This is a genomic window from Halodesulfovibrio sp. (genome assembly GCF_015482765.1).
Lineage (GTDB): Bacteria > Desulfobacterota > Desulfovibrionia > Desulfovibrionales > Desulfovibrionaceae > Halodesulfovibrio.
This window is the reverse complement of sequence record NZ_JADMLB010000035.1, coordinates 1-9983: the sequence shown is the minus strand read 5'-3', so window position 1 is coordinate 9983 and position 9983 is coordinate 1. Positions and strand designations below refer to the sequence as shown.

At 39.4% G+C, this 9983-nt stretch carries 12 protein-coding genes; 4 read left to right on the top strand and 8 right to left on the bottom strand.

The genetic code is table 11. The annotated features are described in order from the left end of the window. Nucleotides 1-190 precede the first annotated feature (190 nt). The 6 genes from QZY95_RS05390 to QZY95_RS05365 form a co-directional block, all read right to left on the bottom strand. Complete coding sequence (locus tag QZY95_RS05390; RefSeq protein ID WP_290920271.1) at nucleotides 191-823, bottom strand: NADAR family protein; 633 nt, start codon at nucleotides 821-823, stop codon at nucleotides 191-193. Further along, the gene (locus tag QZY95_RS05385) at nucleotides 823-1848 is read right to left on the bottom strand and encodes a hypothetical protein (RefSeq protein ID WP_290920268.1); all 1026 of its coding nucleotides are present in this window, start codon (nucleotides 1846-1848) and stop codon (nucleotides 823-825) included. Before QZY95_RS05385 ends, QZY95_RS05390 begins: the two co-directional genes overlap by 1 nt. Nucleotides 1849-1942: 94 nt before the next feature. After that, the gene (locus tag QZY95_RS05380; protein WP_290920265.1) at nucleotides 1943-2857 is read right to left on the bottom strand and encodes an ImmA/IrrE family metallo-endopeptidase; all 915 of its coding nucleotides are present in this window, start codon (nucleotides 2855-2857) and stop codon (nucleotides 1943-1945) included. Nucleotides 2858-2866: 9 nt separating this feature from the next. Beyond that, nucleotides 2867-3352, bottom strand: a complete 486-nt coding sequence (locus tag QZY95_RS05375) for a helix-turn-helix transcriptional regulator (protein WP_290920262.1) — start codon at nucleotides 3350-3352, stop codon at nucleotides 2867-2869. After that, nucleotides 3342-3974: a hypothetical protein gene (locus QZY95_RS05370; RefSeq protein ID WP_290920259.1), complete on the bottom strand. Its 633-nt coding sequence runs from the start codon at nucleotides 3972-3974 to the stop codon at nucleotides 3342-3344. Before QZY95_RS05370 ends, QZY95_RS05375 begins: the two co-directional genes overlap by 11 nt. Further along, a complete protein-coding gene (locus QZY95_RS05365) occupies nucleotides 3971-4183 on the bottom strand; it encodes a hypothetical protein (protein WP_290920256.1) in 213 nt (70 codons plus the stop codon). Before QZY95_RS05365 ends, QZY95_RS05370 begins: the two co-directional genes overlap by 4 nt. 185 nt (nucleotides 4184-4368) lie before the next feature. Here QZY95_RS05365 and QZY95_RS05360 point away from each other — a divergent pair, with 185 nt between their 5' ends. From QZY95_RS05360 to QZY95_RS05345, 4 genes are read left to right on the top strand one after another with little or no spacing between them, the layout of a single operon-like run. Next, nucleotides 4369-5049 (top strand): multiubiquitin domain-containing protein, encoded by a 681-nt coding sequence (locus QZY95_RS05360; RefSeq protein ID WP_290920253.1) that lies wholly within the window; start codon nucleotides 4369-4371, stop codon nucleotides 5047-5049. A gap of 1 nt (nucleotide 5050) precedes the next feature. Then, the gene (locus tag QZY95_RS05355) at nucleotides 5051-5449 is read left to right on the top strand and encodes an E2/UBC family protein (RefSeq protein WP_290920250.1); all 399 of its coding nucleotides are present in this window, start codon (nucleotides 5051-5053) and stop codon (nucleotides 5447-5449) included. After that, nucleotides 5449-6852: a ThiF family adenylyltransferase gene (locus tag QZY95_RS05350; RefSeq protein WP_290920247.1), complete on the top strand. Its 1404-nt coding sequence runs from the start codon at nucleotides 5449-5451 to the stop codon at nucleotides 6850-6852. Before QZY95_RS05355 ends, QZY95_RS05350 begins: the two co-directional genes overlap by 1 nt. Further along, nucleotides 6849-7187 carry a DUF6527 family protein gene (locus tag QZY95_RS05345; protein WP_290920244.1) on the top strand — a complete coding sequence of 113 codons (339 nt, stop codon included), beginning with the start codon at nucleotides 6849-6851 and terminating at the stop codon, nucleotides 7185-7187. Before QZY95_RS05350 ends, QZY95_RS05345 begins: the two co-directional genes overlap by 4 nt. Before the next feature lie 146 nt (nucleotides 7188-7333). Here the strand turns inward: QZY95_RS05345 and QZY95_RS05340 are convergent, their stop codons facing one another. Both QZY95_RS05340 and QZY95_RS05335 read right to left on the bottom strand, forming a co-directional pair. Continuing rightward, nucleotides 7334-8740: a hypothetical protein gene (locus QZY95_RS05340; protein WP_290920241.1), complete on the bottom strand. Its 1407-nt coding sequence runs from the start codon at nucleotides 8738-8740 to the stop codon at nucleotides 7334-7336. Between the two features lie 157 nt (nucleotides 8741-8897). Continuing rightward, nucleotides 8898-9344: an ankyrin repeat domain-containing protein gene (locus QZY95_RS05335; protein WP_290920239.1), complete on the bottom strand. Its 447-nt coding sequence runs from the start codon at nucleotides 9342-9344 to the stop codon at nucleotides 8898-8900. Nucleotides 9345-9983: the final 639 nt, after the last annotated feature.

Genomic DNA, 9983 nt, shown 5'->3' with positions numbered 1-9983 from the left:
GTAAGTGCTTGATTTACTTTGGCGTCCCCAGGGGGATTTGAACCCCCGTCGCCTGCGTGAAAGGCGGGTGTAATATCAAACAAAAACTGCTTATTCCTTTATTTGCAAGGATTCTGAAAAGTCACATTCAATATTAGCGACATGAAAATCAAAGAAATTTACACCTTGTTTACACCTTATTATAGGCAATCTATGACTTATCATCTTCCCAAAGCACTAATTGCTCATCGTTTCCTACACTACGATATCTTATAATTTGAATAGGCTCGCCCAATAAATAAAAATTCTCAATCGTAGTTGGTGGAAAAAGTTGCTGGGGATGAGAATCCCCGAAAGCAACTAGTTCTTCGCGCAACTGCATTAATAGTCGCCCCAAAATATTTTGTCCTACTAATTCTGTAGACGACTGCGGAATTGCACCCCAAAAATTATCTTTATGGGAATCTTCTACAATATTTTTTGAATCAGTTTGTAATAATAGTTCTGAAAATTTTCTATAGTTTTGAAGTAGTTTCGCCCTCAAGCACCATTGCATAACTGTAATTCGCACTTGATCCCAGTCTGCTCGTGACTCTGGCCGATAAGGCTTGCTTTTCATCTTCGCAGTCATGGGACTACATTCGTTAAGTATCAAATGCTGAATTTCTGGCAAATGAGGATACCTACATGCTTGATACAAAGCCTCTGAAGTCTTAAAAACAAATCCATTAACCACAATAGGGAAACCAGGCGCCATATTAGAAAGACCACCAAACTTCTCATTAGTCTTTCTAAATACAACACATTGTTTTCTTATATAACTACGAATTCCCTTGTAATTCATCAATTAGTCACTCTTGGAAACAATGGATACCATGGGCTCCCCACCCAAAAAACTAGTGGAGTATTATTTGGACAGTTTCGGTAAGTAACAAACATAGATCCAAACCCAAAAGCTGGAAAGAGCATATTCCCCAAAGGTCGCTGGTATACATTCAAATTAGGACAATCTGCTCTAATTTGAACACCCTTTTTCAAAAATTCTTGTTCAAGTAAGTTGCGTGATGCCCCATCAGGGAAAAGTCGAGCAGATCCAACACCATTCATTCTTCGAAAAACTATCTGATTTTCTTCAGAATTTATATTTTGATAATAGTCTTGAACAATATGTAGCTCAGGACACAATCTGGGTCTTAATACATCTGAACTTTCAATCCTAGAGGTTCTATTCTCCAAGCTGTAGTACCGCCACCATGTAAAAGTTATATTTTTATTACAATCGGCTACTTTTTCATTTAACTTTTCTTGAACATACCATTCACCATACGTGTGGTTAACAAGCACAACAATATTGACTGTAGCTTCATTGGGAGCTGTTTCAATCCAAGTCAAAAGGTCGGATAATATCCTTCCACCGGAAAAAGATATGTCGTCTAAATATAAAAAGCTATCGTGACTAGTTCCAACCCCAGAGTGTTCTATATTTAACTCAGACAATAAATGTTCTTTTAACAAGGCAAGGAAGTCGCACTGGCTATTACCTACTGTTTGTAGCTGTAATAAGTTTACCCCACTCCAAAACTGTTGACTATTTCCACCTGTTAGACCCGGATTATGTAACAGCCCCCTAAGGAAAATGTTAATCTGGTCCTTAGAGACATAAGTCTTATTAAGAACATCATAAGTTGCCCTAAGTACCCCCTCCCTCACGCCTGCATCAAACTGCTCTATCCATGTAAGTACGTGCTCAACGTCCATAACAGGTATTCCTGTCCTTTCTGTTGCATACGCTTCATTTTGATCCTGAATACGATAGTCAGTTATTAGCTGAGATAAGTTAGTTAATAATTCCTCATAAGTCGCAGGCATATGGTTCTCTCCACTTTTAATTTTCAACAATACGCTAATGAGGTTCTATAAGGTAAGTTCCATTTGCTTTACAGAGGGAAGTAAATTGAAAACCCTAGAAAAAACGAGAGGTTGAACCTATTTCAACCCCTAGCGTTAATGCTTGGTACCTGTTGTAGAATGTTTCCACTTTGAATTCAAATGGTTGGCCATTATCATTCGAGACTTTGATAGTCCCTTCTCCCACGATATTCCACTTTCCATATCCACAACAATCTACAACTTGAGTATAAATACTTACAGGATCGACCTGTGAAAATTCTGCATGAAATTTTTTAGATTGGATAAAATATTCATACGGCTTTGCTAACTTTGAGGCATTTTGGGGATAGCGAGGGTGGTCACTTATTATTCCAAACATAGGTAACTCATTGTGTGAACTCTCTATAAAACGCCAGAAGGTAGATGTAATTGTGTTTCCGTATATCTCCTTGAGGGCTAGAACATGCTTGAACGTTGGTGTGTAGTCACTCGCTTCTTGGGTAAATCTATTCCCCATAAACAGCAGTTGCCCAGCTCCGTAATTTGCTTCGGACTCAACGATAGCATGACATTCTTTCGAAAGGGTGTGCGCATCATCACCTAGCATTGTATCTTCATGCCAAGGAATAAACTGGTGAGCAATTTCGTGTGCCTCACTCCAGCGATGCTTAAGCTTCGGAAGATCGCGATCAATAAAAATCCGCTTCTGATCAGGAATACAAAGCGCTTTAAGGTCAAATTTTTTTATAACATCTATTATTAACCCTGGACGCTTTACAATCTGCTTTCCCGCAACCATCAACCGGCTAGTAATTTCTCGGAGAACACTGTCATCATCAGTTGTATAATATGACTTATCCAACTGTAATAGCTCTAGCACAGTTGCCACATCAAGAGGGGGCTCAGGATTACCGAGCCCCCTTAAAATTTTTTCAACCTGTTGATTAATATCGCGAGCGCTTCTATCTGAAATATGTTTACTTTTCATGCAAGAACGCTATCGCTTTTCAGCAAGCACCGCAACAAAAGTCTCTAGTATTTCAACCTCTTCTGGAGTCAGGCTTCCAATCGATTCAGAATTAGCGGCAAATGCTAATGCACCATTTTCTATTTCAACATCTCGTTTTTTTGTAAGCCCGGCTAGCTGTAGCAACTTTTTTGAATCCAAATTAAAAATCTTTGCTAGTTGGTAAACAGTTCTCGGCGCAGGAAAACAACTAGAACTCTTTTCAATATTTTTTAATTCAACGACATCTACATCAGCGTTATCTGCAAGCTGTTCATGGCTATAACCCCGCTTACGTCTTATCATTTGAATAAAGCGACCAAATGCAACTCGCATGTTATCAACGTCTTCTACTGCACAGCTCATTGATGCATCATTTTTCGTACTTATAGAATCCAATGTTCCTGCACTAACAGGATATCCGTTTTCTTCACGAGCCATTTCAATACACCATTCTCGAGGAAAACTAAATTTCATAACGTCCTCCACGGGTTAAAAATGCATTGGCTTCGATGGGAGTCATTTCGAAATAGCGCAATCCCTCTTTTGAGTGCTCCAACCCAAGATCACGCATTTGGAGACGACTATAAAATGCCTCTGCATCTGGTAATGACTGCAGGCCTATTCTTCCTTGATACTCTTCTTGAAGGCTTAATAAGACTGCTGCACGTAGCAAAACTGATCCAACCCCGCGATACTCCCCCTGACCAAGAAATCCATTAATATTCCAAGGCGCAGTTTCAAGAAAGTCTACATAAACTAACGGCTTGCCTTTTTGACTTTCTTCCAGAGCAAAAGCTGGAGTCGTGACCAACATTAATCCTTCCGTTCTATCATTACACACTACTGAAAAAGTTCTTTTTGCTAATATTCCATCATAGTAAGCAATTTTTTTATCCCACTTCCAACGATATGATTGGGGAATACACTCTATTTGCTTAGTAGAAACACATCGCTTTATGCCTTCTTCTCGCGCAGGAACCCAAAGGTTTCTCCAATCTTCCAGCTGTGCTTCTTCAATTGAAGTTTGTAAAACAGCATCTACAATGGTGTCAGTAGGTTTGTGCAATAGACAAATCGGAAAAGATTCTGTGGTCATATAAATATCAACTCCGCTTTTTCTTTCTTCTCGTCATCTTCAAAATATAACTTCTGCCCTTGTTCAAATCTTACGTCAATTAGTTGGTAAAATCTAAGAGCCATTCTTAACACTGCAGTCTTACTTAACTCTTTTTTTGCAGACAAACCTTCAAGAACTTCCATTTCTTCAGGCGTTAAGTTTAACGTCATTGTCTTCTTTGTGGCCATAACTTTCTCCTTGTCTTGTCAATATATATTAAATAGCCATTCTGTCAAATTTGAAAAGCTAAAAAATAATGTATTGACTAGCTAAAAAATAGCTATTAAATACTCATGAAACGACAGGGAAAAATATCCAACAATTGAAGAACATTATAAAAACGATATTCCCCTGCAAACACATGGAGTAAACCATGAATAACGAATCTAAGTACGTTGTAGTTATTGACCAACAGTCTACCGAGATCTCAGACCCTAAAGTAACAGGCCGTCAACTTCTCGAAGCAGTCAACCACTTCCCACCAGAAGAGCATCTTATTTTTCAGTACCTCTCGAACGGCCAGTTAGAAGAATTACGCCTAGACGAATTAGTAGACCTTGCTACTGAAGAGGTTGAAGAGTTCTTTACCTTTAAGAGTGACGCTTCTTATCGCTTTCTCATTAACGGTAGAAAGTTTGAATGGGGAGCAGCAGAAATCCCATGTGAAATGGTAAAAAGACTTGCGCGTATTGATACTACTTCTAGCAATGTTTGGCTTGAAGTACGTGGTGGAGAGAAAGATGTAATGTATGAAGATGATGCTCTAATCCCACTCGACCCTGACGGCCTTGAACGTCTTTATACCCTACCCAAAGAACAACCTAACTCTTTTGAAATTAAAATTAATGGGAAAAAGCATACCGTTACAGCAGTAACGATCTCCGGAAAAGAAATTTTAGAACTTGCGGGACTGCTGCCTGTTGAAAGCTATACTCTTCGCTTGAAAATTGCTGGAGAACGCCCACAGAAAATAGCTCTGGATGAACAGATCGACCTGAGCAAACCCGGCATCGAAAAATTCAAGGCTCTCCCAAGAGACCAAACGGAGGGCTAACATGCAGTTAAAAAGAGACTTTAAATTACCGCAAGCAGACCAATTGTTCCTAGACGAGTATGGCCTTCCTTGGGAAACTATAAATAATGGAGCACAATGGGTGCTCCTTCATCACTTCCCAGTGCCTACTGGGTATACTCTGTCAGAGGTGACAGCAGCTATTCGAATAGAAACAGGCTACCCGATTGCACCACTAGATATGGTTTACTTCCATCCCCCGCTAAAACGCAGTGATGGGCAAGTAATTCGAGCAACGGAAGCAACCCAGCTAATTCAGGGAGAAAGCTACCAGCGGTGGTCTCGACATCGCACATCTCAAAACCCATGGATTCCCGGAACAGATAACTTAGAAACACACGTCATATTGATAGAAGACTGGCTAGATAGGGAGTTCGAATAATGTCACATGAATTTTGTTTTTCTTTAACGCAGGAACAATATGACCATTTAACAGAGCATCTTTTGCCTACTAGCAATAAGCAAAATGTTGCATTTGTCTTTTGTGGACAGTCAAACGGGAAATCAAAATTTAAATTTCTCGCTAAACATATCGCTTTTGTCCATCACGACGACACTGCAGTAACAAATCCCAGACTTACAGAATGGCTGGATCATCCTCTTTCTGAGCTACTAGCTAAAGCAAACGAAGAGCAGTTAGCAGTAGTAAAAGTATGTAGTCATCCCGATGGGCCTTCGCATTTTACAACTGCAGACGACAAAATCGATTTTGACTTGTTGCCATTGCTAGCAGGGTTCAAAGGCACCATCTCACCTTCAGCCAGTGTCATCCTTTTACCTGATGGACAAATGTTTGGACGAGTTATGTATGCTCTCCAAAAATATACCCCTATGTCATCTATCAACATTGTCGGTGACAATTTGTCCTTTTGGTATGACAAACCACAAACAACAAAAGCTGACTTCACAGCTTCTCATGGCCAAATTTTTGGAGAAGGGACAACAGAACGACTGCAAAAGCTTTCTATTGCAATCGTAGGTTGTTCTGGAACGGGAAGCCCTTTAGCTGAACAGCTTGCAAGGTTGGGAGTAAAAAAGCTCACCCTTGTGGACGACGATGTAATTGAAGAACGCAACTTAAATCGTATTTATGGCTCAAGGATGGAACATGCGACAAACTCAGAAAAAAAAGTCGATGTTATCAAAAAACATATCCAGAGCATTGGGCTAGGTACCAATGTCACAGCAGTTCCGCACAACCTTTGGAATGCGGAATCGATAAGAGCTGTAGCAGAATGCGATATTGTTTTCGGATGCGTAGATACCATTGATGGCCGTTTTTTACTTAACAAACTCTGTACGTATTATCTGCTTCCATATTTTGACATTGGAATACGTCTTGATGCTTCACCAGAAGATGGATTAATTCGAGAAGTTTGTGGGACGATCCACTATCTGCAACCCAAAAAATCCAGTTTACTCAGCAGAGGACTTTTTTCACTCGAAGATGTCGCTAATGCAGGGCTTAAAAGGCTTGATCCAGATGCATATCAACTAGAACTGGAAGAAGGATATATTCGTGGTGTTCAAGAAGACCGTCCTGCCGTTATTAACGTAAACACATTAGGTGCTTCTCTAGCCGTAAATGAGATGCTCAGCCGAATCCATCCTTACCGAGAGGAGCCAAACAAACGTTTTGCGCAAGTCATTTTTAGTCTGGCGAGCATGGAATTTATTACTGAGTCAGAAGATATTCCTTGTACCCTATTTGCAAATTCTGCAGGCACAGGTGATACATCTCCACTTCTCGACATGCCTGAACTATCCGTTAAGGAGGTAGCATGAAGTTGATAAAATCCATTACGCTATGGATTAGGAAGAAGATAGAGCCTATTCGCTCTCCTTTCCATACTATCTATGTCGAAGAAGAACTTCCAAGAAAACTCAAAGCTCGAACGCTCTATGTCGTTCAAGAAGATGGTTACACCGAGTATGCAGCAATGCTCTGTCCATGTGGGTGCAAAAAAGTTCTTTATTTAAATTTAATACCAGATGAAAGACCCTGCTGGGAACTAAAAACCTCTCAAGATGCACCCACAACGCTGCATCCATCAATTGATCGAACAGTGGGTTGCCGCTCACATTTTTGGGTTAGAAGAGGTAAGATTGTGTGGTGCTAGCCATGAAAAAACAGTTAAAAATGAAACTAAAATCATCATTAACCTTAAGGGTCATATACTTATAGAATATGGCCCTTATTTTATTCTTCATACCTTACGGACCAACACTTCTCATGATCTAAATTCTGACAAGCTGCATCAGTATTTTAACCAACGGATCTTGCTTTATAGATTCTTTCATTCTGAGAAGTCACACCGTATGACTTGCCCTTAATATATGGCTTAATCCAAATATTCTTACGCAATGAGTAATTAGGGCCATAGGCTTGCGAACGGATATGTCCACGAACACTAAACATCTTCGCAACCTTATAGCATCCTTCCTTCGATTGAAGAGCCCCCCCACTACGTTTCTCTGAAATATAAGTATAATCTAATGCAGCATATTTTTTATTTGCAACTTTTCTTGCTTTAGCAGCATTTTTTTTGGCTTTGAACGCCTTCTCAAGGTCACTTCGTTCCATAACCTTTTCTGCTTGCCCATCACCAACGTTCAAATAGGCTACACTTGACAAAACCAAGTTTATGAATGTCCTTATCTTTTCGACATCAGCCTCTGAAGCCCCAATCCACGAAAAATCTACCTTGAAGTCTTTGACTTTTTTATCTTCATCCTTTGGGATTACAAGCTGCTTAGCAAAATGATTGTAACCATTTTTATTCATAGTATTTCGATGACCTGCAATATCGAGAGCTACACTATCTTTCAAATTTAAAATATATGCGCCATCAATCGTCACACCATCGTTGAGTATTTTAATTCCCGATTCTGCATAACTAAAAAAACAAGCATCAAACGGTGGAGAAAAGTGCCTCCACAAGATATCGACATCAGTAGCCATCAGCTGTGTGGTCAACCCTTGGTCAAACTCAAAGTGAGATTTATAAAAATCGATCAAAATACTTCGCGCAATGCTGCTAGCAGCTTGGGAACAACTAATACTGTCATACAAAGAAACCTGAAGATAACCAGCAGGCTCAAGAAGCCAAAGCATACCAGAATAAAAAGTTTTTTCCTCTTCTGATGCTTCGTCAGACAGTAAAACACTATTGATTAACTCAAGGCTTTCCATTCCACAACTTTCATACAAAGCCTTTTGTTCCAATAACGCTCTATATCTTCCTTGCGTTTTATTAATGATATTTTCAAAAGCAGTACATCTTGATAGCAATGAGTCATAGTCATACATGTGGTATCTTGCCATGTGATGTTCGGTACTCATTAAGAAGTAGGCTGTATTAAAGTTCTTACTCCGGTTTTTTTCAAAAGAAGTAATAATAATATTGTGAAAGTTTAAAATTTCTGGATGGATATCAATCATTGGAGAGTCAACTTTTTCACCGACTTCTCCCCCTAGCATTAGATTTGTAGGCTTAGCATGGTAAAAAGAACCATCAAGCTTAAAATAGTATGTAAAAACGCATTCTTTTGGCTTATCGCTGAGCGAATGCACATATACAAAGAATCCATTCTCAACCTTCACACAACGCACTAGGCTATGCCATAAATTGTCTTCCAAAACATATTTTGTAACATCAAATAAGTGCCACATTGTTATCTCCAGATATTAATACACGCTCGTTAGAATAAATATCCAACTTATTAACCATCGTTTGTTCCAAAAATAAAAGCGTATTCTAATGATTCTTGAGTGTTGTTCGCAAGAGAATGTTTTATAACGTCAAACAATAAAAGCAAAAGCCACACTACTATCGAAGTTCTCCGCTGATTTCTGTAGTTAGCATCAATTCTATTTCTTCATCTAAATACGCCGCTAGAGTCACAGCATCAACTTCATCCATGAACCGCCCACGCCAATAATACCCACCATATCGGCTAGTAACATCAGCTCCGTGTTCCAGCAGCCAACAAACGATTTCAACCTGTCCACCACGTATCGTTGCATGCAGCGGTGGAATATGTGTTTTTATTTCAGCTTCTATGGATGCCCCATATCGCCAAAGCAATTTTACTATTTCTAGGCAACCTTTTTCGCATGCCATTGCCATGGGTGATAAAAAGTCATCAGATTTGAATTTGCACGGTAAAACCATACCAAGTCCTAAAAGTAGTTCCACAATTTCTATTTCATTCTCCTGAACCAATTTCATGTAATCAGGAACATGCTGCAACAGTTCTACAACAGTATAATTCATTTTTTTCTCACAGTGAAAAATTCAAATAACAGATGAGGTTCTGTCAATTTCTTTTCCTTAAGGTGGTTATGTCATATTATCACTAGAAGCTTTTACTGTTGTAGCTCGACTTTACAGTCTTCAGTCAACATAAAAGTCATTCACTTATTCTCATAGAAGAAGTCCCAACAGAAATGTTCGCTTTTCATGCGAACATTTCTGTTGGGACTAAATTTCTAACACATACACTGAATACAAATATTTTTCTGTAGACCTTACAATCGCTTTAGCGATGTTGTATATGACAAACAATGACGGTGCCTGTTTCCACGTGCTTTTTAGCGGCTGATGTCGGGTTCCATGCAACATAACAGTTGTTATCTGCAAAAATATTTTTTTAACTTAGGCGGCGTCCACTTTTATGGACATATTTTTCCTCTGTCTGTTTCATGCCTGAAACAGACAGAGGGTGATTTACCAGCTGAACGCTGATGAATACTACATTTTCTTTTACAGTGGTGAATATACCATTCGACTTACGGCTGTTCGCCGTTATTCATCTCTTCCCGCTTGCCCGTTCGTAAATGGAATACGGACGTCCATATAGAATTGCGTTTTTTGGCCACGAATATACACGGTGCATACACCGCTGTGGCTATC

Coding starts and splice junctions, on each gene's coding strand:
- QZY95_RS05390 (WP_290920271.1), bottom strand. CDS start 823: ATGAATTACAAGGGAATTCGTAGTTATATAAGAAAACAATGTGTTGTA.
- QZY95_RS05385 (WP_290920268.1), bottom strand. CDS start 1,848: ATGCCTGCGACTTATGAGGAATTATTAACTAACTTATCTCAGCTAATA.
- QZY95_RS05380 (WP_290920265.1), bottom strand. CDS start 2,857: ATGAAAAGTAAACATATTTCAGATAGAAGCGCTCGCGATATTAATCAA.
- QZY95_RS05375 (WP_290920262.1), bottom strand. CDS start 3,352: ATGAAATTTAGTTTTCCTCGAGAATGGTGTATTGAAATGGCTCGTGAA.
- QZY95_RS05370 (WP_290920259.1), bottom strand. CDS start 3,974: ATGACCACAGAATCTTTTCCGATTTGTCTATTGCACAAACCTACTGAC.
- QZY95_RS05365 (WP_290920256.1), bottom strand. CDS start 4,183: ATGGCCACAAAGAAGACAATGACGTTAAACTTAACGCCTGAAGAAATG.
- QZY95_RS05360 (WP_290920253.1), top strand. CDS start 4,369: ATGAATAACGAATCTAAGTACGTTGTAGTTATTGACCAACAGTCTACC.
- QZY95_RS05355 (WP_290920250.1), top strand. CDS start 5,051: ATGCAGTTAAAAAGAGACTTTAAATTACCGCAAGCAGACCAATTGTTC.
- QZY95_RS05350 (WP_290920247.1), top strand. CDS start 5,449: ATGTCACATGAATTTTGTTTTTCTTTAACGCAGGAACAATATGACCAT.
- QZY95_RS05345 (WP_290920244.1), top strand. CDS start 6,849: ATGAAGTTGATAAAATCCATTACGCTATGGATTAGGAAGAAGATAGAG.
- QZY95_RS05340 (WP_290920241.1), bottom strand. CDS start 8,740: ATGTGGCACTTATTTGATGTTACAAAATATGTTTTGGAAGACAATTTA.
- QZY95_RS05335 (WP_290920239.1), bottom strand. CDS start 9,344: ATGAATTATACTGTTGTAGAACTGTTGCAGCATGTTCCTGATTACATG.